23 protein-coding genes are annotated in these 21198 nt (G+C 37.2%); 13 read left to right on the top strand and 10 right to left on the bottom strand.

Features of this window, described 5'->3' with window-relative positions; genetic code table 11:
- Positions 1–10 precede the first annotated feature (10 nt).
- On the bottom strand, positions 11–943 hold the full coding sequence (locus HW347_RS13730) for a hypothetical protein (protein WP_214612385.1): 933 nt from the start codon (positions 941–943) through the stop codon (positions 11–13).
- A 51-nt stretch (positions 944–994) separates the two neighbouring features.
- Positions 995–1702 (bottom strand): class I SAM-dependent methyltransferase, encoded by a 708-nt coding sequence (locus HW347_RS13725; RefSeq protein ID WP_214612384.1) that lies wholly within the window; start codon positions 1700–1702, stop codon positions 995–997.
- A gap of 75 nt (positions 1703–1777) precedes the next feature.
- On the opposite strand from HW347_RS13725, the gene HW347_RS13720 reads away from it, so the two are divergent.
- From HW347_RS13720 to HW347_RS13710, 3 genes are read left to right on the top strand one after another with little or no spacing between them, the layout of a single operon-like run.
- Positions 1778–2272, top strand: coding sequence for a YkgJ family cysteine cluster protein (locus HW347_RS13720; RefSeq protein ID WP_214612383.1), 495 nt, complete (start codon positions 1778–1780; stop codon positions 2270–2272).
- Between the two features lie 20 nt (positions 2273–2292).
- A complete protein-coding gene (locus HW347_RS13715) occupies positions 2293–2775 on the top strand; it encodes a GyrI-like domain-containing protein (RefSeq protein ID WP_214612382.1) in 483 nt (160 codons plus the stop codon).
- A gap of 55 nt (positions 2776–2830) precedes the next feature.
- Positions 2831–3676, top strand: coding sequence for a sterol desaturase family protein (locus HW347_RS13710; protein ID WP_214612381.1), 846 nt, complete (start codon positions 2831–2833; stop codon positions 3674–3676).
- A gap of 11 nt (positions 3677–3687) precedes the next feature.
- Here the strand turns inward: HW347_RS13710 and HW347_RS13705 are convergent, their stop codons facing one another.
- A complete protein-coding gene (locus HW347_RS13705) occupies positions 3688–4950 on the bottom strand; it encodes an exo-beta-N-acetylmuramidase NamZ family protein (protein WP_214612380.1) in 1263 nt (420 codons plus the stop codon).
- A gap of 3 nt (positions 4951–4953) precedes the next feature.
- Between HW347_RS13705 and HW347_RS13700 the strand changes: the two genes are divergently transcribed.
- The 9 genes from HW347_RS13700 (at position 4954) to HW347_RS13660 (ending at position 14953) form a co-directional block, all read left to right on the top strand.
- Positions 4954–6195 carry an ABC transporter permease gene (locus HW347_RS13700; protein WP_214612379.1) on the top strand — a complete coding sequence of 414 codons (1242 nt, stop codon included), beginning with the start codon at positions 4954–4956 and terminating at the stop codon, positions 6193–6195.
- 81 nt (positions 6196–6276) lie between these two features.
- The gene (locus tag HW347_RS13695) at positions 6277–7257 is read left to right on the top strand and encodes a PLP-dependent cysteine synthase family protein (protein ID WP_214612378.1); all 981 of its coding nucleotides are present in this window, start codon (positions 6277–6279) and stop codon (positions 7255–7257) included.
- 58 nt (positions 7258–7315) lie between these two features.
- Complete coding sequence (locus HW347_RS13690; RefSeq protein WP_214612377.1) at positions 7316–8095, top strand: aldose 1-epimerase; 780 nt, start codon at positions 7316–7318, stop codon at positions 8093–8095.
- A 9-nt stretch (positions 8096–8104) separates the two neighbouring features.
- Positions 8105–8737, top strand: a complete 633-nt coding sequence (locus HW347_RS13685) for a Crp/Fnr family transcriptional regulator (protein ID WP_214612376.1) — start codon at positions 8105–8107, stop codon at positions 8735–8737.
- A gap of 95 nt (positions 8738–8832) precedes the next feature.
- Positions 8833–9390: a TetR/AcrR family transcriptional regulator gene (locus HW347_RS13680; protein WP_214612375.1), complete on the top strand. Its 558-nt coding sequence runs from the start codon at positions 8833–8835 to the stop codon at positions 9388–9390.
- 66 nt (positions 9391–9456) lie between these two features.
- Positions 9457–10317, top strand: a complete 861-nt coding sequence (locus HW347_RS13675; RefSeq protein ID WP_155594615.1) for an SDR family oxidoreductase — start codon at positions 9457–9459, stop codon at positions 10315–10317.
- A 108-nt stretch (positions 10318–10425) separates the two neighbouring features.
- Positions 10426–11607 carry a cytochrome-c peroxidase gene (locus HW347_RS13670; RefSeq protein WP_225901931.1) on the top strand — a complete coding sequence of 394 codons (1182 nt, stop codon included), beginning with the start codon at positions 10426–10428 and terminating at the stop codon, positions 11605–11607.
- 84 nt (positions 11608–11691) lie between these two features.
- The gene (locus HW347_RS13665; RefSeq protein ID WP_214612374.1) at positions 11692–13422 is read left to right on the top strand and encodes a SulP family inorganic anion transporter; all 1731 of its coding nucleotides are present in this window, start codon (positions 11692–11694) and stop codon (positions 13420–13422) included.
- A 121-nt stretch (positions 13423–13543) separates the two neighbouring features.
- Positions 13544–14953: an MBL fold metallo-hydrolase gene (locus HW347_RS13660; protein WP_214612373.1), complete on the top strand. Its 1410-nt coding sequence runs from the start codon at positions 13544–13546 to the stop codon at positions 14951–14953.
- A 103-nt stretch (positions 14954–15056) separates the two neighbouring features.
- On the opposite strand, the gene HW347_RS13655 is transcribed toward HW347_RS13660, so the two are convergent.
- From HW347_RS13655 to HW347_RS13645, 3 genes are all read right to left on the bottom strand, one after another.
- Positions 15057–15413 (bottom strand): hypothetical protein, encoded by a 357-nt coding sequence (locus HW347_RS13655; RefSeq protein ID WP_214612372.1) that lies wholly within the window; start codon positions 15411–15413, stop codon positions 15057–15059.
- A 19-nt stretch (positions 15414–15432) separates the two neighbouring features.
- Positions 15433–15978, bottom strand: coding sequence for an ASCH domain-containing protein (locus tag HW347_RS13650; RefSeq protein WP_214612371.1), 546 nt, complete (start codon positions 15976–15978; stop codon positions 15433–15435).
- Positions 15979–16084: 106 nt separating this feature from the next.
- Positions 16085–16912 (bottom strand): DUF5677 domain-containing protein, encoded by an 828-nt coding sequence (locus tag HW347_RS13645; RefSeq protein ID WP_214612370.1) that lies wholly within the window; start codon positions 16910–16912, stop codon positions 16085–16087.
- A gap of 313 nt (positions 16913–17225) precedes the next feature.
- Here HW347_RS13645 and HW347_RS13640 point away from each other — a divergent pair, with 313 nt between their 5' ends.
- Positions 17226–17825 carry a hypothetical protein gene (locus tag HW347_RS13640; protein ID WP_214612369.1) on the top strand — a complete coding sequence of 200 codons (600 nt, stop codon included), beginning with the start codon at positions 17226–17228 and terminating at the stop codon, positions 17823–17825.
- Positions 17826–17843: 18 nt separating this feature from the next.
- Here the strand turns inward: HW347_RS13640 and HW347_RS13635 are convergent, their stop codons facing one another.
- The 4 genes from HW347_RS13635 to HW347_RS13620 form a co-directional block, all read right to left on the bottom strand.
- A complete protein-coding gene (locus HW347_RS13635) occupies positions 17844–18614 on the bottom strand; it encodes a DUF2490 domain-containing protein (protein ID WP_214612368.1) in 771 nt (256 codons plus the stop codon).
- 12 nt (positions 18615–18626) lie between these two features.
- On the bottom strand, positions 18627–19073 hold the full coding sequence (locus HW347_RS13630; RefSeq protein ID WP_214612367.1) for a PepSY-like domain-containing protein: 447 nt from the start codon (positions 19071–19073) through the stop codon (positions 18627–18629).
- A gap of 67 nt (positions 19074–19140) precedes the next feature.
- The gene (locus HW347_RS13625) at positions 19141–20427 is read right to left on the bottom strand and encodes a sensor histidine kinase (protein WP_214612366.1); all 1287 of its coding nucleotides are present in this window, start codon (positions 20425–20427) and stop codon (positions 19141–19143) included.
- Entirely contained in the window at positions 20424–21101 is a 678-nt protein-coding gene (locus tag HW347_RS13620) for a response regulator transcription factor (protein ID WP_214612365.1), read from the bottom strand. The genes HW347_RS13625 and HW347_RS13620 overlap by 4 nt, the downstream gene beginning before the upstream one ends.
- Positions 21102–21198: the final 97 nt, after the last annotated feature.

Raw genomic sequence — 21198 nt, 5'->3', positions numbered from 1 at the left:
AAAGATATACTTAACGGCCTCCATTGTTTTTAAGGTCTAAAAGACATTCGCTGTCTAAGCTAGGAGGTTCTGGTATTCCGTTTTTTGCAGTTTTGCTATCTAATAGTTTAAGAACACTTTTACCGCTTAAAGAACATGCAGAGGTAATGGTGTTATTATCTTTTGCGGTAAGCGAAGCGCTTTTGCCTGTAAACCCACCGTCAAATTGCAATTCTGCAAGCATAAGACAACCTTCAACATCACAATGACTGTTGCCAATAGTATTGCCTGCTGAGTCTAAAACAGGTTTGCCATCTTCGTCTACTTGTATGTCTTCATGGTCATTTACAGGTGTAGTTCCTAAATTAACGAGCCCGAACAAATGCCCGAATTCGTGATTTAAGGTAGAGCTCTCTACATCAGCATCCGTAACAAAGAGTCTTTGGGCAGCCAATTTACGAACTGTGGCTTCATGAATAATCATAGAAGTGTTACGGAATACGGCGCCTAAAGTTACTAGACCTTCTTCTTCATCATCGCCATCTGCTGGAGCATCTGAAAAATAGATGTACACCGCCAAGGTTTCACCATCATTATAAACTGTTCTGTTTTCTGATTCTAAATCAGCAATTTCTTCAAGTGTCAAACTTTCTTCGTCAGGAGACTCAAGTTTTGTATACTTAAGTTCGATGTCTTCTTTAAACGTTCTTTCCTTTAGATAATTAACAAAACCCTCCATGGCTTCTTCGGTAGGTTTAAAACCATCTACATATGCAATTTCAATAAGAAGCTTGGTAAATTTATCATTAGATAATATATCATTGGCAGAATCTCCAGTGCCTTGCAAGTTGGCAGTCTTGTCCAATGTTTTGCTTTCGTTTGCTACTTGGTCGTCTTCATCTTTTGAACATCCTGTAAAAAGGCCAAAAAGCAAAACCAATAAAAGTGTGTGTATGTTTTTCATAGGGAAGTTTATTGCTAGGAAGCAAGAATACAAAAATGGCGAAAAATGATGTTATTTAAGCCATAATTTAGCCAAATAGTCGTAATGTTCGCCGTTTCTTACAATTTCGCAGTTAAATCCGTTTGATTCTGCGGCCATTTCTAAGGTCTTGTAATCTAGGTATAACCAGAAAAAGGAATCACTTTTTTCTTTTTTGTACTCCATTTGGAATTCAATCTCGCCATAATATGAACCTGTATCCGGTACCCAAACCCCACCATCTTCATCTTCTTCAAACATGTAAATGATGTCACTGGAGTCCAATAGAATTTGTGCGCCAGGGTTCATCAATGTTTTTATATGATCAAAGAATTTGGACATGTTATTCAATTTTCCAACAATGCCAATGCCGTTCATCAATAGCAATAGAGTATCAAATTTTTGATTTTTAAAACTATATATATCAGTATAAACTACATTCTTAATACCTCTTAAGCTGCAAGTTTCTATGGCTCTTTTTGAATAATCCAAAGCAGTTACCGAATGTCCTTTTTCTTGTAGATACAAACTATGGCTACCAGCTCCACAGCCAATATCCAGAATAGTACCCTTACAGAGTTTTAATGCTTCCTGTTCTAATTTGGGCATTTCTTTAAAAACCCTAAAGAGGTAGGGTACGGGAATTGTATCTTCTTCGTCTAGAGATGAAAACGTAATTATATCTTCCGTATAGTTGCCTTCTTGAAAATCTAATATGGCCTTTCCAAAAACGTCTTTCATATAGCAAGTGGTTTGTTTGGCAAAATTGGACATTTTAAGTATTTCTTGTTTAGTTTTGGGCAGATTTTTAGATGAATGGAGCAAATTTTAAAAGAACTTCCTAAAAAAGCACAGGAAAAGCACAATGAGAATCGCAAGTTTTTTGCTAAACTTAAAAAGCGACCGCCTAAAAATTTGGATTATGTAATGCAAGAATTACATGATGAAGAGTTTCAGCGTACAGATTGTTTAGAGTGTGCTAATTGTTGTAAAACTACGGGGCCATTGTTTACAAAGGCCGATGTTGAACGTATTTCCAAACATTTCCGGCTTAAGCCTCAAAAGTTCATAGAGCAATATTTACGAATAGATGATGAGAATGATTATGTACTTCAAGAAGTGCCGTGCACTTTTTTAGGAGCTGATAATTATTGTTCTATTTATGATGTGCGGCCAAAAGCATGCCGAGAATTTCCACATACAGACCGTAAAAAATTTCAACAGATTTCTAACTTAACTTTAAAGAACGTAGCCATTTGTCCTGCTGCTTTTAATATTGTTAAGAAAATGAAGAAAGCTATTGGTAATTAAATTGTTCAACCTTTAGACTAATGGAGCCTAGAATAGTAGAGTTATCTGAGAAAAAGTTGGTAGGGCATTCTTTAAAAATGTCATTGGCCAATAATCGCACATTCGATTTGTGGAGTTGGTTTATGCCCCTTAAGAGGCACATTACAAATGCAGTGGGGTCAGAATTGTATTCTGTTCAAGTGTATGAGAAGTTTCCTGATGCTGAAAGTTTCAACCCGAATACGGAGTTTGAGAAGTGGGCAACCGTTGAAGTGAGTGAGTATACTGAGTATGCTGCCGATTTTAAGACACTGGATTTAAAAGGAGGAATGTATGCCGTTTTCATTCATAAGGGGCTGTCCAGTGATTTCAAGAAAACTATGGATTATATCTTTTTGGAATGGATGCCAGCTTCAGATTATCAATTAGATCATAGACCACAATTTGAAGTTTTAGGAGAGAAGTACAAAAACAATCATCCTGATTCTGAAGAAGAAGTTTGGATTCCCATACAATTAAAATAATTAGCAAAAATCTGCTTATTATTTCAGAATTGGTTAATTTTTCTATCTTTAGAATATGGAATTCGTAATTAACTATTTTGAAACAATACCTTCTTTGCACCGTTCACTTATTCTTGTGGGCGGTATTACTTTCTTTTGGATTTTAGAGGGCATCGTACCGCTTTTTGGTTTTACCTATAAGAAATGGAAGCATGCTTTACCCAATCTATTTTTTACGTTTACCACTATAATCGTAAACTTTGCATTAGCCTTTCTATTATTGAAAACTGCCGATTTTACGGTCGTAGAAAAGTTCGGTATTATTAATTGGCTACCTGAAATGCCGTTATGGCTTTACGTAATTGTAGGGTTGCTTCTTTTAGATTTAATAGGTGCCTATCTAGCACATTTGGTAGAGCACAAGGTAAAACTTCTATGGAGGGTTCATTTAGTGCACCATACCGATCATAATGTAGATACTACTACGGCAAACCGTCACCATCCTTTGGAAAGTATGATTCGTTTTGTCTTTACTTTGTTCGGAGTTTTGATAGTGGGAACACCAATAGGAATTGTTATGTTGTACCAGTCGCTTTCATTGATAGCCACACAGTTTAACCATGCCAATATAAAGATGCCTAGAAAGCTAGATGAGGTTCTTAGTTGGGTGATTATTTCTCCAGACATGCATAAAGTGCATCATCATTATAAGCTTCCTTATACAGATAGTAATTACGGAAATATATTTTCTATATGGGACCGTCTGTTTGGAACTTTCATGAAGTTTGATAGGGACAATATTGTTTACGGCGTAGATACTTTTCCTGATGAGGTAGAAAATGCAAGCATAAAAGGATTGCTAAAACAACCTTTTCATAAATCTAGAAAACCAACAACGTCAGAAACCAGCGAAGTTTTATAGCCTCATTTTGGTTATAGATACAACAAGTATTTATTTCTGATTTTCTTGAATTTAGTCAAATCTGCTTGCCAGCTTTCTTTGATGGTTTCTTCAAGTTCTCCTTTTTCTATTTGTTCTTGTAGTTTCTCTGTGCCCGCATGTTTGGTAAAACCACTTTTGTTGAAGACCTTGGTTTTGTCTTCTGAATTTATATTCGCATCTATAAGCCATTGAACGGATACTTCACTCATTCTTGGAAATTCTGATAAATCCTTGCCAAAGCAAATCTTTCCATTTTCTTTTGGTGATTTTGAACCAAAATTAGGCATAGGGGTATACCTAAAACTGTATTGCGTACTGTCTAAAAAAGAAGCCCCATAACATTGAAACTGTAATTCCGTTCCTCTTCCGGCATTTACGTTCGTCCCTTCAAAAAGACCTAAACTAGGGTAGAGGTTAATGGCAATATCGTTCGGTAAATTTGGAGAAGGACGAACAGGTAAACTATACTCTGTTTCGTGAGTCCAGTTCTCTAAGTGTATTACGGTAAGGTCTGCTTTCTTCTCGCCTTCAATCCATTTTTCTCCATTGATCATTTGAGCATATTCGCCAATAGTCATCCCATAAACTAAAGGTATTTCCGTCATACCTAGAAAACCGGTATGTGCTTTTTCCATTGTTGGGCCATCTATATAGTGCGCATTAGGATTTGGGCGATCTAATACAATTAAAGGAATGTCATGTGCTGCACAAGCTTCCATAACCAATTGCAGGGTGGCAATATAGGTGTAGAAACGAACACCCACATCTTGAATGTCAAAAAGGACAACATCAATATCTTTCAATTGTTCCGCAGAAGGTTTTCTGTTTTTTCCATATAAAGAAATAAGAGGGAGCCCCGTTTTGCTATCAACACCATCTTTTACTTTTTCTCCGGCGTCTACAACACCTCTAAATCCATGTTCAGGAGCAAATACTTTCTTAACATCTACCTGTAAGGAGAGTAAGGAGTCTACCAAATGAATATATGGAGTAGGTGTATTTATACTATCCTTAGAGGGTTTGAAAATAATGGTAGTCTGATTACCAACAATACCTACTCGTTTGCCTTTTAGTAAAGGTAAATAGGCGTTAGTTCTGTTGGCGGCAACAATAATAGGCTTCTCAACAATAGTATCTGTGAGGACCAAAGTGGGTTCATAAGTAGATTTCTCTGTTTTAGTCGGGTTTCCGCATGCCACAACAAGCAAAAACCAAATGAAAAATGTACTTTTGAGACAGTTTAAAAATGCCATATATTGAATTTTGAATATTTTTTGGCCAAGCGGCTTATTAAGGGCGAAGCGCATAAAATTAGCATTTCCGCTCCAATAATAAAAATAGCAATTGCAGCTATTGCATTGGGGGTCGTTATGATGCTGATAACTATCTCTACAGGAATAGGTCTTAAATATAAGATTCGGGAGAAAGTAGCAGCCTTTAATGGTCACATTCAGATATCTAGTTACGACAATAATGCATCTGATGTTTCGGTGATGCCGGTTTCGTTAAATCAAGATTTTTATCCAGAATTTAAAGATGTTGATGGTATTGACCATGTGCAGGCCGTTGCCAGTAAAGCTGGGATTATTAGGACTGAGACTACTTTTGAAGGTGTCATAGCAAAAGGTGTTGGTAGTGACTACAACTGGTCTGTTTTTGAGGAGTATCTGGTAGATGGGAAGCTTCCCGATTATTCTGGCGATTTAAATGAAGAGGTATTAATGTCAGAGCTTATGGCAAATCGTCTCGCTTTAAAAACTGGTGACACCTTTTATTCATTTTTTCTTAAAGATGGTGATGTTTCAAAATTACCCAACCAGCGAAAATTTAAGATTACCGGACTTTACGATAGTGGTTTTGAAGAGTTTGATGGGCTTTATCTGTTTACGGATATACGTCACATTCAACACATGAACAAATGGGAAGATGACCAAGTTGGTAATTTTGAGGTCTTCCTAAATAATTTTGATGACATAGACGAAAAAAGTAAAGAAATCTATGGTAAAACCCTATCTACTTTAGATACGCAGACCATAATAAATAAGTATTACAAGATTTTTGAATGGATCAGCCTTTTCGATTTTAACATCATTCTAATTATAGGCATTGTTATCATTGTAAGTGGGTTTAATATGATTACCGCTTTGTTGGTTCTTATTCTAGAACGAACGCAAATGATAGGCATTCTTAAAGCTTTAGGATCTGCCAATTGGAGCATTCGTAAAGTCTTTTTGTACAACGCTAGCTACCTTATTGGTGTGGGCCTTTTCTGGGGGAATATTATAGGACTCGGTGCCATCTACCTTCAAGATAAATTCCAAATACTAAAATTTCCAAATCCAAAAGAATACTACATAGATTATGTGCCGGTTCATATAGATTTTGTTACCGTACTAATCCTAAATATTGGTGTATTGGTTCTCTGCATCGTTATGCTTTTGGTGCCCTCTTACATCATTACAAAAATTACTCCCGTAAAGGCAATCAAGTTCGAATAGAAAGGAAGAAGAACGTCACTTTTTTTATGTGTTACGTTCTTTGTATTTTACCCTTCATATAAAATAAGCAACAGTTCATTTATGAAATACGCAGAAAATATACTGGGAACTATTGGCAACACGCCATTAGTAAAAGTTAACAAGCTTACTGCTGATTTACCTTGTTTGGTTTTGGCTAAGTATGAAACCTTTAATCCTGGTAACTCGGTAAAAGACCGCATGGCTTTACAAATGATAGAAGATGCCGAAGCTTCTGGTGTATTAAAGCCCGGCGGTACTATCGTAGAGGGTACTTCTGGTAATACAGGTATGGGTTTGGCATTAGCAGCTACCATAAAGGGCTATAAGTTAATTTGCGTCATTAGCGATAAGCAATCAAAAGAAAAAGTAGATATTTTAAGGGCAATGGGCAGTGAAGTACATGTTTGCCCTACGGATGTTGAGCCTAGCGATCCAAGAAGTTATTATTCTACAGCTAAACGTTTGGCTACGGAAATCCCTAACGCCTGGTATGTAAACCAATACGATAACCCAAGCAATGCAAAAGCACATTATGAAAGTACGGGACCCGAAATCTGGGAACAGACAAATGGTAAAATTACACATTTTGTTGTTGGTGTAGGAACAGGAGGAACCATTTCCGGAGTCGGGAAATTTTTGAAAGAGAAGAATCCGGATATTAAAATTTGGGGTGTGGACACCTATGGCTCGGTTTTTAAGAAATATCATGAGACCGGTATTTTTGATGAAAAGGAAATCTATCCGTATATCACAGAAGGTATAGGGGAAGATATTCTGCCGAAAAATGTAGATTTTGATGTTATTGATGGCTTTACCAAAGTGACCGATAAAGATGCAGCAATTTACACGCAGCGTTTGGCAAAAGAAGAGGCTATGTTTTTGGGTAATTCTGCCGGTGCCGCTATAAAAGGAGTGCTACAGCTGAAAGAACATTTTACAAAAGACGACATAGTAGTAGTCCTTTTTCATGATCATGGAAGCCGCTATGTTGGCAAGATGTTTAATGATGATTGGATGCGCGAAAAAGGGTTTTTAGATTAGCTTTGTAAGACCACATAAGAAAAACGACTTCTTGTAAATAGCTATAAAATATAGTGCCATGATAGAACTTAAATTTGAAAATCAAAAAGTACATATAGATGCTGGCGAATTGGTGAGTTATACCGTAGATGGTTACGAGTATATTCATCAAAAGGGTAGTCCGGGTTGGCGTAGTTCGGATACAGAGATGTTTCCGATTATTGGCCCTACGGCCGATGCCAAGTTTCAAGTACAGACTCCAAGAGATATTGCTATTCAAGATCAGCACGGTCTTCTTCGTGAAATGGCGTATGAGGTTGTCTCTACAACAGACGCTGAAGCAGTATTGAAAAAAAAATATACAACAGGTACTCGAATAAAAAACTCAAAATTCCCTAATAAGTCTAATAAGGAATGGTTGTTCTGGACATACGATTTCAACTTTAAGAAAACATTCCGTTTGTCGCAAGATGGACTTGAGGTAAACTTTACGATTTCTGGTGAACGAGATATGCCTTTTATGTTAGGATATCATCCTGCATTCAAACTATATGCGGAAAGACCAGTTGTGGTGGCAGGCGAAAAGGAAATCACGTTAGCAGAAATCATGGCTGTAGGTAATCGAGCCTTTCAAGTTCCGGGTTGTACGGAGGTTGTGCTTAAGGACCAGAAAGAACTACGTATTCGGACGGAAGGCTTTGGTAATTTTATGTTATGGACAGAGGTACCCAATATGGTTTGCATAGAACCTATTACTTTTTACCCCTATGCTGTAGCGCAAACCAAGCTTCATGAAGGTTTTGATTATTTAAAGGATGAAGATGCGCAGTATAGAGTCTTCATTAGTGCAATAAATTAAAAAATAAACATGGAAGAAGGTCTTTTGCAGAATTACGGATATCTTTTTGAAGAAGCACTCTTAGCAGAAATGCAAGAAGTAGGTGTGGTCAAAAAGTTTTCGCAGGGTACTGTTATTATGGACATAGGAGAGACCATATCTCATATGCCGCTATTGCTGAACGGCGCTATAAAGATTTTACGTGAAGATGAAAGTGGAGATGAACTTATTCTCTATTTCTTAGAAAGGGGAGATACCTGCGCCATGACATTTTCATGTTGTGTAGGTACGCATAAAAGTGAGATACGTGCGGTAGCCGAAAGTGATACGGAACTAATCATGATTCCCGTAGAAAAGATGGAAGCATGGATGGCAAAGTATACAACATGGCGCCAGTTTATTTTAGATAGTTACCACACCCGGATGACGGAGTTACTTGAAACGGTAGATACAATAGCTTTTTTGCGGATGGATGAGAGGTTGCTGAAACATCTGCAAGATAAAGCTATGGTTAACCATGATGAATACGTTCAGACCACGCATCAAGATATTGCTTACGATTTAAACACCTCACGAGTAGTTATTTCAAGGTTACTTAAAAAACTGGAGAAAGAAGGGAAAATAGAGATGCAGCGCAATAGAATTAAAGTAATCGATTTATAATAGTTATCCACTTTTTAAAAGAAACGTTTCTACAGAAGATTTAAAATTAAGTTAAATAATTGGAATGATTGTTCCAAATTATATACATTTGCCTCGTGAATAAGAAAGATAGCATCTTACAGTCTGCTTTAGAACTTTTAGTTGAAAAGGGAGTGCACAATACACCTATGTCTGCTATTGCCAAAAATGCAGGAACTGGTATGGGAACGATATATAATTACTTTCCCACTAAAGATGTCTTGATAAATGAGTTGTATGTTAACATTAAAAAACAAGAAGACACTGCGTTTCCTGACTTTGATGCAACACGTCCAATTAAAACTCAATTTGAAGCGTATTTAAGAGATATTATCCTGTTTTTTATTGATAATGCCCAGTATTTCATGTTTATGGAGCAAGTTAGAGCTTCACCAATTATTACGGAAGAAAGCAAGAAAGTGGGGATTGCAACGGTACTGCCGGTTTATGATTTGATCAATAAAGGCAAGGATGAGCGTATTATAAAGGACATAGAGACAGATGAGCTCATTCAGTTTATGGGTGGGGCAGTGGTTTCATATTTAAGATGGTACCATACGCAAGAGCATACAAACTCAAATTCAAGTTCTATTCAAAATCAAGTGAATATGACTTGGGATGCTATAAAAGAGTAAAAAAAATTTAAGTATATAATGGAGTGAACGTTCATTCCAAAATAGTGACATTGTAAATCAATAGAAATGAAAAGAAACGTTTTAATTACAGGAACATCATCGGGAGTAGGGTTAGAGGCTTCATTACTTTTTGCATCAAAAGGATACAAGGTTTATGCAAGCATGAGAAACCTAGCAAAAGCAACCGCACTTAAAGAGAAAATAAAAGAAGGCAACTTAGATATTGAAATAGTAGAACTAGATGTTACCAAAATAGATTCTATTAAAAAGGCCGTAGAAACTATTGTTGAGAAGGACGGTAAAATAGACGTTTTGGTAAACAATGCTGGAGCAGGTTTTGCCAAAACTACGGAGCAATCTAGCGAAGAGGAAATTAGATGGGTTACGGATGTAAATTATCATGGTGTTGTTTTCTGTACGCAAGCGGTTTTGCCCTATATGCGTAAGCAAAGATCAGGTCAGATTATTTCTGTTACTTCTGTTGGAGGTTTGGTTGGACAACCTTTTAATGAACTATACTGTGGCGCTAAATTTGCTGTAGAAGGATATATGGAAGGTTTGGCAAGTTATGTAACCGATGCTTTCAATATTAATTTCAGTTGTGTTGAGCCAGGAGGAATTTCTACGGAATTCATGACTTCTGCAGTTGGAAAAACAGTAGTTGAAGGACAAATGGCATCAGGTGAGTATCTGCCAATTTTTCAACAGTACATGGATAAAAGTGTAAGTAGATCAAGTGAAAGTGCTGAAATCGTTTTCCAAACAGGAACCGAAGTAGCTGAGGTTGTTCTTGAGGTTGCAGAAAATGAGCATCCGCCTATGCGTACTCGTACCTCTGAATGGGGAGAAGAGTTATGTGAATTAAAAACAAAAGCGGATCCTGATGGCACTAAATTGGTGAACCAAGTAAAAGCTAAGTTTTTATAAAAATTGTTGATTGTCAGCTAGGCTGATTTTCAGTTGCCTAGCTGACAAATGTCATATTATATTTGTCTTTTATTGTTTATTTTTACTGTTCTGTCGTGTAGTTAATTTATGTCTAGAATAGGAAAAATTCTGTTACCGAGCATGCTACTGATGTTTCTCATTGGTTGCGGAGGTGATGGAAAAAAGCAGGAAAAGACCCAAAATAAAATTAGGGTCGTAACCACGTATACGGCATTGCCAAGAACGGTAAAATCTCCAGCAGATAATCCCGCTACACCTGAAAAGGAAGCGCTTGGAAAGTTACTTTTTTACGACCCCATTCTTTCTGGAAACAAAGATGTAGCCTGCGCCACTTGTCATCATCCAGACAATGGTTATGCGGAGTTTTTAGATATTAGCATTGGTCCTAATGCCACTGGTCTAGGTACGCGAAGAAAATTCAATGCGTTCAATGATATTCCCTTTGTAAAAAGAAACGCGCAAACTATTATCAATTCAGCGTATAATGGCATGGATGCCTTTGGGAATTATGAACCTTCTGAAGCAACTATGTTCTGGGATGATCGCGTAAAAAGTCTCGAAAAACAAGCACTGGAACCTATAAAGGCTTTTGAGGAAATGCGTGGTCACGGTTTTGCTGAGGATAGCATTTTGCAAATTGTGGTAGATCGGGTAAAAGACATACCGGAGTATCAAAAGTTGTTTGCTTCGGCATTTAATGAGCCAGATGCCGTTTCGGTAATTAATTTAGCAAAGGCCATTGCTGCTTTTGAACGCTCATTGGTAACCAATAATTCTCGATTTGACCAATATATGAGAGGAGACCAAGAGGCTATCTTAATTTCAGAGAAAGAGGGTTTTGAGCTTTTCAAATCGGTAGGATGTGTCAACTGTCATAACGGCCCTATGTTTTCGGATTATAAGATGCACGTTCTGGGCACACCTATCAATGACAAATTAGAGCAACCAGATGCTGGTTTTAAAGATACTTTCGCCTTTCGTACGCCCACACTTAGGAATTTACGTTTTACACCACCTTATATGCACAACGGTAGTTTGTCCAGCCTTAAAAAAGTGTTGGAATTCTATGAAGACATTGCCAACGGAAAAGAGCGTAACGAACATGTATCCGTTCAGAAGTATGATCCTTTTGTTAGGGAACTAGATCTGTCGGTTAAGGAAATGTCCCAGATTATTTCGTTTTTGAATACCCTTAATGATACTGATTTTGATAAAACCATACCAGAACGCGTACCAAGCGGTCTGGCCGTGGGTGGCAATATTCAATAATTATAACAGTTTTAGTCTTAGTTTCTTTGTGTTGATGTAACACAGGTAACACAGGGATTTTAGATTAAGTGGTACATTTGTCTTATGCGAAGAATTCTCCCTTTTTTGGAGTGGATTACGGACTATAACAAAGGCTGGTTTTCCAAAGATTTAATAGCGGGTCTAACCGTGGGTATCATATTGATCCCACAGGGAATGGCATATGCTATGATTGCCGGTTTACCTCCTGTATACGGACTCTACGCTTCGTTAGTGCCCATGATTGTGTATGCATTTTTTGGTACATCTAGACAGCTTGCCGTAGGCCCTGTAGCAATGGATTCTCTTTTGCTGGCAGCAGGTCTGGGTACTTTAGCTATCACTTCTACGGACGATTATATTGCCATGGCCTTGCTTTTGGCCTTTTGTGTTGGAGCCGTACAATTAACGTTGGGTGTTCTACGGATGGGCTTTTTGGTGAATTTTCTATCCAAACCCGTCATAAGTGGTTTTACATCCGCGGCAGCGTTAATTATAATGTTCAGTCAATTAAAGCACCTTTTAGGGGTTGACATCACCCGTAGTAATCGGTTTGATGTTTTAATAATGAATGCTTTTGAAAGGATACCGGATACCAACTTATATGATTTTGCTATAGGTTTAGTCGGTATAATTATCATTGTAGCTTTAAAGAAATTTGATAAGAGAATACCTGGAATTCTATTTGTAGTTATTCTAGGAATTTTGGTAGTTTACTTTTTAAATCTAGCTGTTTTTGGAGTCAATATTGTGGGTGAGATTCCTACGGGGTTACCCTCTTTTCAGTTACCGAAATTCAAAATGGATACCATTATAGAATTGGCGCCAATAGCTGTAACACTTGCACTTATTGGGTATTTAGAAGCTATATCCATCGGTAAATCCATGGAGGAACAAACAGGTGAAGATACTATAGATGCCAACAAGGAACTTATTGCTTTGGGAAGCTCCAATATGCTAGGCTCTTTATTTCAATCTTATGTAGTAACAGGTAGCTTTTCGCGCTCGGCAATCAATGGTCAGGCAGGAGCAAAAACACCTATGGCCTTAATTTTTAGTGCTATTGCCGTGGCTATAACACTGTTGTTTTTAACGCCTTTATTCTATTATTTACCCAATGCCGTTTTAGCAAGTATTATAATGGTGTCCGTATTTGGTCTTATTGATGTTGCGTATCCAAAGAGTCTTTGGGAATACCGGAAAGATGAACTTTTTGTGCTGATTACCACATTTTTGATAACACTTTTTGCAGGGATATCAGAAGGTATTTTAGCGGGCGTATTGTTGTCCTTGTTGTTAATGGTGTACAAGAGTTCAAAGCCTCATTTTGCAGTTTTAGGAAAGATAGAAGGCTCGGATTATTATAAGAATGTAGATAGGTTTGGAGAGAACGTTTTGGTTCGTGATGATTTGCTTATCGTAAGGTTTGATTCCCAATTGTATTTTGGGAATAAGAACTTTTTTAAGAAGCAGCTTTTGAAAAATGTAGCGGCCAAAGGAGGTAAACTCAAAGGAGTTATTCTAAATGCAGAGGCCATAAGTTATATAGATTCCAGCGCAGCGCAAATGCTTATACGAGTTATTGAAGAACTGCATGAAAGAGGACTTCAGTTTTATATTTCAGGAGCTACAGGTCCAACGCGGGATACCATTTTTAGTAGTGGTATTATAGAGGTGCTGCATAAACAATACCTATTTGTCCAGACCAAAGAGGCGGTAGATTATTTTGATAATATGACACCTTTATCCGTATTGAGTTCACAAGTAGCTCACCAGAGCCGTCGGGACCGTAACTAATGTTACTTTCTAATTTAATGAATAGAGGTATTTTTGTAAAGAGCAGTGAAGTAAGGCTTTAGATACAGTAGTAGGTAAAGCGTATAATTTTCCCTAACGGGAAATAAAAAGACAAAAGATTATGAAGATAGAACAGATATATACCGGATGCCTGGCACAGGGCGCATATTATATAGAAAGTAAAGGTGAAGTGGCCATTATTGACCCACTACGTGAAGTACACCCTTATATAGAAAGAGCCGAAAAGGACAAGGCTAAAATCAAGTATATTTTTGAGACTCACTTTCATGCAGATTTTGTGAGCGGCCATGTTACTCTTTCAAAAGAAACCGGAGCACCTATTGTTTACGGGCCCAATGCAGACCCTACGTTTGAAGCCATTATAGCCAAAGATGGACAAGAATTTAAAATTGGGGATATTACCATAAAAGCGTTGCATACACCTGGGCATACCATGGAAAGTACTACGTATTTGTTGAAAGACGAAAATGGAAAAGACCATGCTATTTTCTCTGGGGATACGTTGTTTTTAGGTGATGTAGGGAGACCGGATTTGGCTCAAAAAGCTGCAACTATGACCCAAGAAGATTTGGCGGGTATTTTGTTCGATAGTTTAAGAAACAAAATCATGCCGTTGTCAGATGATATCATTGTTTACCCGGCGCATGGTGCAGGTTCCGCTTGTGGTAAAAATATGATGAAAGAAACGGTAGATACGTTGGGCAACCAAAAGAAAATGAACTACGCGTTACGTGCAGATATGACCAAAGAAGAGTTTGTTGAAGAAGTTACCGATGGTTTGCTTCCTCCACCAAAATACTTCCCTTTGAATGTTAAGATGAACAAAGAAGGGTATGAAGATATTGCCGATGTCTTAGATCGCGGTACAACAGAATTGAATCCGGATGCTTTTGAATTAATAGCAAACGAAACAGGTGCAGTAGTACTAGATGTTAGACCTCAGAAAGATTTTATAACAGGTCATATTCCAAGATCTATTTTTATTGGTCTTAATGGCGATTTTGCTCCGTGGGTAGGTGCGCTTATTGCAGATACAAAGCAGCCCCTTTTATTGGTGACACCAGAAGGCATGGAAGAAGAGGCGGTAACCCGTTTGTCCCGTGTTGGTTTTGATGCCACTATTGGGGTTCTAAAAGGTGGATTTGAAGCTTGGAAGAAAGCCGGTAAAGATTATGATACGATTACTTCGATTTCTGCAGAAGAGGCAAAATCGAAAATTGAAAATAAAGAAGCTGAGGTTTTTGATGTGCGTAAAGAGAGCGAATTTCTTTCTGAGCATGTTCTTGGCGCTGTTAATACGCCATTAGATGGTTTGAATGATTATCTGAGCGAATTTCCAAAAGACAAAACCTTCTTGGTACATTGTGCAGGTGGCTATCGTTCGGTTATAGCAGAATCTATTTTGAAGAGCAGAGGCATACACAACTTTATAGATATAGGAGGCGGTTTTGGAGCCCTTAAAAAGGCCGAAGTTCCTTCCTCCGACTATGTTTGCCCTACTACTTTATAAGTACGTACAGACGTTTAAAAACCCCCATTGTTTAGAGGAGCAATGGGGGTTTTGTTTTATAAAACACGCAATAGCGAAGTCTTGCTTAGTGCTACTACAGGTTTTAGTTTTTTAAATAAACCTTTTGGATTTTTGTCAATCTATTTGATGTAATACTGAAGAAGGAACTTATCGCAAGAATAAATCCAATAATTATAAATAAACTGCCTAAAGGAGAACCGTTAATTAGGATGAACCCAATTAGTGTGAGACCCAATGCAATGATAATTTGTTTTACGCACTTTTTATAAGTCGTGTACTTCACTTTCAAAAGAATATCCTCGTCTTGTATTTTGTCAAATTGTTCCTCGTCAATAGATCCTTTCTCTTTTTGTTGAATCAGTTTTTCTTTTACTGTTAATCGACCGTATTGAAATCGCTCATCGGTTAAGAATTTTGTGATTTCGGCTTGTTCTTCCATTTAGCAATTGTTTGGCGATTTAGTTCTTAGGCCATACGGTTTCAAAATATTCACAAACCACAAGCATATCCTCAGTAGGCTCTTGCTCGCTTTCTTTCATGGTACTTGCAAAGAAATCCCAATGGGCTTTTTTCCATTTCTGTAAGGGTTCAACGGTTGTTCCCATATCCAGAGCAGCGTAAGCTTCTGATATTTCATTAAAAGGAATGGTGTCTACTTTTTTGATTTGAATGATAGCTCGTGCGGTTCCATCAAAATCTGTGATAATGTGTTTTGTGCCTACGGATGGTAAATCTGCATTAGCTTCTGCATACCAAGAATATAATCCGGAACCCGCTTGCTTTTTTCCTTTTAAGACCAATTCCGCTAAACGGTTGGCATCTTCCTCATTATCATGAAAAAACCAAGACTCTGGTTGTTCCTCTTCTTTGAACTCTACATTAGATTGGGTAAAGCTCTCCCACATTTCCTGAACGGATGGGTCTATAGCAACCTCTTGTTCCGTTTTGGTTTCGCCTTTGCAGCTGGTCAGAATTAGAAAGGCGATTAGGATGAGGTGTTTCATTTTAATGTTAGATTTTATTACTAACTCGACTAGATCGAGGCTTATATGAGTTGATTTTGTGTTGAATTAATGACTTTTAGAACGATTACTTTATTTATGCAATCTCTTATTCATACATTGTAATTCTAAAGTCTTTAATCAACTCAGCTAATTCTTCCATTTCCTTTTGTCTTGGGTAATGTCTATTGATAATATATAAAGTGACATAGTTTAAGAGAATTGAACATATTAAAATAAAACTTATTCTTGTTCTATGGAATTTTTTTAATTCCTTTTCATCATTAGGTTGCTCGCTTTCCGGTTTTGTCATGCCACGAGCAAATAGACTTCCGAATAAAGTTCCGTGCATAATTTCAGATGAATGTCGGTAAATGAAAAATAAATTTATCACTAACATCATTCCGATTTCTTTTCCATAATAATCACGAATGATTTCAACCTTTTTGAATACGTTATCTCCCGTCCAAGACCTAATTTCAAATCCTTTTTTAGAAGTGAAGTAATTCAAAGCTTCTTTTAGCTTATCGGAAATTGGTGCTTTGTCTATGTCTTTTAGCCCAATACCAAAAGCTAAATCTTTTATCTCAATTTTTCTGTCTAAATCACGAAATGCTTTTTGGTGATAATGTTGTAATGCTTTTTTTACGGTCTCTTCTCCTTTTGCTCCGAAATATCCCAAGTTTAAAACATGGTCAAAAACAATTCGAGATAAAGAATAGCAGTCTCGCATTTTTCCCATAGAAGATAACACAAGTAATGAATGACTAGTATCAAGAATTGGTCCAGTCATTAGTGAAAAAGACATTGCAATATCATCGTTTGTGTCTGCTAATCCTTTGTCGATTGATTTAGCGATTAATCTAATTGACTTGTCCAACGTTTGCTGTGCAACATCCAAATACTCCTTTGTTCCTAATTTAATTTCTTTATTCATTTCGTTTGTTGCAGAACTCCATCGTAAGGATTTAAAACATATTTAATGTTTAGAGATGTTTTAGTTTCCTAAACGAAAAGTACTAGAAATTTCTGACAACTTCACCAAGGCAAGGAATTATTCTAGGAACAGATAAAACCTGACCAAGGTGATTGAATAGCTAAGGTGTATTTCTTATTCCGTTTTCTTCACTGGATTGAGACTATTTTAAGGTTTTAGGGTTACAGTCAACCTGTATTTTTTACTGTTTTTATTTATGATTTTGAATGGAATTAATAATTACATTTACTTTGTTTTTAACGTAAAATCTTACATGAAGAAACTAGCTTTAATATTCATTATTTGTACTTTTTTTTCTTGTGGCAGCGCCAAATACGATTATTTTTTTGATACAGGAAAGGAGTTGGATTTCAGTACGGGAAAATGGATTATGAATAGAACCGTATCTAACTCTAAAAAGTTTGATACCAAATTGTATTACAATTCATTAGAAGATTTTAAAAAAATACTAGGTGATTCATTAGTTGAGATACATACGCTAAGAGCATCAAAATTGATAGCTCCTGAAATTAAGTTCAACTTATCGGACTTAGAGCTAAAGGAATTAAAGAAAGCTACAGATTGCGATTACATTATTAACATAGGAGGCAATGTAATTAGTGATGGTGCCGGCTCAATAGGCTTTGAAGGTGAGACTTCAAGCAACAGAGCTTCGGTATCCGTAGCAATCTATGATTTGAATACGGGAGAACTTATCTCCTCATCTCAAGTATACGGAAAAACACTCCCCAACCAAGAGTCCATTTTCCCAGATGATAAAAGTGTACCTTCAATTAATCCCAGTTCACATATGATTATGTTAAACGGAGCAAGGAAGCTTATACAGAAATACAAGAAAAACAGGTTGAATTAAATACCAATAATATTGGTTTTAAATGCTGAACGGGTGGTTAATCATAATATCAAACGCAAAATAATGTACATCTGTGATGGAGTCTTTTCCAATAAGGTCGTTCATATAGCCCAAGTTAAACGTGAGTTTTTGTTTTGGAAATGTTATGGAGTAATACAGACAAAACCGGATTTCCTGATATTCAAATGTACTCCAGCTATTGGTTCGGGTGGTGGAAAACATAGCTTCTGCCGTTGTTGAAATTTTGTGCGTTTCTAATGCATTAAGGTTAAAAGCGGCTTTTGCCCGAAAGCGAGAACGAAACTGGGTGTTTTTTGTAGCGGCGCTAAAATCTGGGTCGTAGAAAAACCGGAGTTCCGGACGATAGCTAAATGAATAGTCCATCTTATTCAGGGAATTTAAGTATGAAAACCTACTGTAAATCCTTAATTCTTGACGTGCATTTGGTGTGTCCAGATCATAAGGTGGGGTGTCTTTGTATTTGTTTTGCCAACGATAGCTTAGGGCAGCGGAGTACTTCCAGTTTTTTCTAAACTGGTGCGTTACTTCTTCATTTACAACATAAATAGAGGATTTCTCAAACGGGTTGTAGGCATCAGGATTGCTAATGCGCCCTAGACCCAAATGGGTAGCGGAGGTAACGGTTTTTGTTTCATTGAGGTGTTGCTTCATACCAATGGCAAACCAAGAGGCGGTATTGGCCTCGCCCAATCCCGGAGGGGAAAATTGGGCAAGGCAGTTTACATTTATAATCGTTCCTAATAGGATAGCTGACCAAGTTTTTACCATTTCTGAATGACTTTAGTCTTCTATTTTACTAATCAGGTTACCATCAGCATCAATAATAGCATCCCAATCTTGTTGCGTAAGGGCATCTAGTTCTAATTTATAGACCACTTTATCGTTATCTGTAATGCGTTCCAAATCGTCTACGGAGTAGCCTTTAAAATCTGTTTTTATTCTATCCTTAACAGCTTTTGGTAATTCACTTTTGGCAATTTCCTCTTTGTGTTTTACGACATCACCTTCGGCATTGTACCATACATCATGGTCTTTGTTCCAGCCCATTTCAAAATCAACATTGTACAGGTTTCCGTCCATTTCCCATTCTATATCCGATGCTTTTGGAAATTCTTTGTTGAATTTGTTTACAATGATGGATGGAACTTGACTCTGTGGAATGTCTTGAGCTTGTGCAATTGAGCCTATTAGTAATGCTACCCCGATACTTAAAATTTGTTTGTTCATCTTATATGATTTTTTAGATTATAAGACAAAAGAAACACCCGAATTTGGAAAGACTTGGGAAAGGAATTTATGCCGAAGGAAAATCTATTTTAAAATTATGCAAACCATCGCGGAAAGCATAGGAAACCTGAAAATCGTATAGCACAGAAATAGCTTTTACAATGGCGAGCCCCAGTCCTGTTCCCTTAGAATTAGAATTGGGTTTGTAGAAACGCGTAAAAATTAGATTTTCATCTAGTTTCTGGGGATGACCGGTATTACTTATGTTGACAGCTTTTTTAGTTATTTCTATAGAGACATTTCCGTTGGGAATGTTATGGAAAATAGCATTCCTGAGTAAATTAGAAATCATAACATTAGCGAGGGAAGCATCCATTTTCGAATCTAATTCTGCACTTTCGTTTATGGATATGTTCACCGTTTTAAAGGATGCTATTTCCTCTAAATCGTTTACACAATTGCCCACAACTTGGTTGAGGGAAACGGTCTGATTATCTAAAAACTGCTTGTTCTCTATTTTGGTCAAAAGCAATAATGATTTGTTTAGGCGAACCAGGCGTTCAATAATCTGCATGACCTCCGCAATATTTTCGGCCTGCTCGTTTTGTAGGTTTCCGTTTTCAATTAGCAGTTCTAGTTTATTGGTGGCTATGGCCAAAGGCGTTTGCAGCTCGTGCGAGGCGTTGCCTATAAATTCTTTTTGGTGTTCGTAGGTTTGGGTAGCGTGCTGTAATAGGGAGTTTACTGCATTTTGTAAATCTGTAAATTCCTTGGTCTCAGTTTTTACTTGGGGAAGTACTTGGTTTTTTTCCAAGCGGAATTCCTTTAACTGGTTCAAGAACTCATAAAATGGTTTCCAGAGTTTTTTGAGCGCAAAGTTGTTGATGACCACAATGCTGATGATTAACGTTAGGTACAACCAAATTACATCAGAAAGAAGTTCCTTTACTAAATCATCTTCTTCTACCATGGAATTGGCCACTTTTAGCTCATAGTATTGACCATTAAGCTCAAAAGCGGTAACGAGCATTCGCACGGGTTCGGGTTCCATTTCTTCATCATCGGCATCTTGCATATACAGCGTAGTATCAAGATAATTGTCCTTAACCGAAAGGGCCTGTTGTTTGTCTATTTGCCGAATGGCGAAGAAACTTTCATCAAAATAATCTTTGGTTAAAAGCGTAGAATCTTGTTGCGCATTTAGGATGATGAGGCGCTTGTAATTTTCCAATCCTTCGTCTATACTACTCTTAATTTCATTGAGTAGGTTGAAGTAAAAAATCACGGACCAAACCGTAACAATCGCCAGAATTGAAAGCGATAGGTATTTTATGGATTGGTTGAGTAGTTTCATTTTTCAACCAGTTTGTATCCAATTCCGTAAACGGATTCTATTTCTATATCCGCACAGGCAGATTGTAATTTTTTTCTCAGGTTTTTAATTTGATAATAGACAAAGTCAAAATTATCGGCTTCATCAGAATTATCGCCCCAGACGTGTTCCGCCAACGCAGATTTTGTAACCAATCGGTTTTTGTTGAGCAAGAAGTAATTTAGAATGTCAAACTCCTTTCTATTAAGTGGAATATTCTTATGGTCAACCATAAACGTCCTTTCTTTTAGGTCTAGAACACTGTTGGCAATTTCAATAGTGTTTTTTCCGTCTAATTTTTGTCTTCGCAGAACAGCTTTAACTCTCGCGTTAAGTTCAGCCAGGTGAAAGGGCTTGGTAAGATAATCATCCGCTCCAAGTTCCAGCCCTTTAAGTTTGTCGTCCAAAGAATCTTTGGCAGAGATGATAATTACGTTTTCGTTTTTACCCGCTTTTTTAAGTTCGGCTAGAATCTCCAATCCATTCCCATTAGGCAGCATAATATCTAAGAGAATACAATCGTACTCATAAATAAAAATCTTGTCTATGGCGCTATGGTAATCGGAGGCCGTTTCAACAAGAAAATTCTCTTTTTCAAGTGATTCTTTAATGTTACTGAGTAACTGGGGCTCGTCTTCTATGGCTAAAATTTTCACGCCATAAATTTAGTTTAAGATATTGGAAAGATTTGGGAATTGTGAGGTTTTTATGTTTTACGCCTTTACTAAATTACTATGCCAGATGGATGAATGT

This window comes from Zobellia barbeyronii (assembly GCF_018603515.1).
In the GTDB taxonomy this organism is placed as follows: domain Bacteria; phylum Bacteroidota; class Bacteroidia; order Flavobacteriales; family Flavobacteriaceae; genus Zobellia; species Zobellia barbeyronii.
The sequence above is the reverse complement of the archived record's forward strand: the minus strand, read 5'-3'. Positions and strand labels throughout refer to the sequence as shown.

Bases quoted from the DNA above. Each gene is read 5' to 3' on its own strand.
- HW347_RS13730 (WP_214612385.1), bottom strand. From the start codon at position 943: ATGAAAAACATACACACACTTTTATTGGTTTTGCTTTTTGGCCTTTTT.
- HW347_RS13725 (WP_214612384.1), bottom strand. From the start codon at position 1,702: ATGAAAGACGTTTTTGGAAAGGCCATATTAGATTTTCAAGAAGGCAAC.
- HW347_RS13720 (WP_214612383.1), top strand. From the start codon at position 1,778: ATGGAGCAAATTTTAAAAGAACTTCCTAAAAAAGCACAGGAAAAGCAC.
- HW347_RS13715 (WP_214612382.1), top strand. From the start codon at position 2,293: ATGGAGCCTAGAATAGTAGAGTTATCTGAGAAAAAGTTGGTAGGGCAT.
- HW347_RS13710 (WP_214612381.1), top strand. From the start codon at position 2,831: ATGGAATTCGTAATTAACTATTTTGAAACAATACCTTCTTTGCACCGT.
- HW347_RS13705 (WP_214612380.1), bottom strand. From the start codon at position 4,950: ATGGCATTTTTAAACTGTCTCAAAAGTACATTTTTCATTTGGTTTTTG.
- HW347_RS13695 (WP_214612378.1), top strand. From the start codon at position 6,277: ATGAAATACGCAGAAAATATACTGGGAACTATTGGCAACACGCCATTA.
- HW347_RS13690 (WP_214612377.1), top strand. From the start codon at position 7,316: ATGATAGAACTTAAATTTGAAAATCAAAAAGTACATATAGATGCTGGC.
- HW347_RS13685 (WP_214612376.1), top strand. From the start codon at position 8,105: ATGGAAGAAGGTCTTTTGCAGAATTACGGATATCTTTTTGAAGAAGCA.
- HW347_RS13675 (WP_155594615.1), top strand. From the start codon at position 9,457: ATGAAAAGAAACGTTTTAATTACAGGAACATCATCGGGAGTAGGGTTA.
- HW347_RS13670 (WP_225901931.1), top strand. From the start codon at position 10,426: ATGTCTAGAATAGGAAAAATTCTGTTACCGAGCATGCTACTGATGTTT.
- HW347_RS13665 (WP_214612374.1), top strand. From the start codon at position 11,692: ATGCGAAGAATTCTCCCTTTTTTGGAGTGGATTACGGACTATAACAAA.
- HW347_RS13660 (WP_214612373.1), top strand. From the start codon at position 13,544: ATGAAGATAGAACAGATATATACCGGATGCCTGGCACAGGGCGCATAT.
- HW347_RS13655 (WP_214612372.1), bottom strand. From the start codon at position 15,413: ATGGAAGAACAAGCCGAAATCACAAAATTCTTAACCGATGAGCGATTT.
- HW347_RS13650 (WP_214612371.1), bottom strand. From the start codon at position 15,978: ATGAAACACCTCATCCTAATCGCCTTTCTAATTCTGACCAGCTGCAAA.
- HW347_RS13645 (WP_214612370.1), bottom strand. From the start codon at position 16,912: ATGAATAAAGAAATTAAATTAGGAACAAAGGAGTATTTGGATGTTGCA.
- HW347_RS13640 (WP_214612369.1), top strand. From the start codon at position 17,226: ATGAAGAAACTAGCTTTAATATTCATTATTTGTACTTTTTTTTCTTGT.
- HW347_RS13635 (WP_214612368.1), bottom strand. From the start codon at position 18,614: ATGGTAAAAACTTGGTCAGCTATCCTATTAGGAACGATTATAAATGTA.
- HW347_RS13630 (WP_214612367.1), bottom strand. From the start codon at position 19,073: ATGAACAAACAAATTTTAAGTATCGGGGTAGCATTACTAATAGGCTCA.
- HW347_RS13625 (WP_214612366.1), bottom strand. From the start codon at position 20,427: ATGAAACTACTCAACCAATCCATAAAATACCTATCGCTTTCAATTCTG.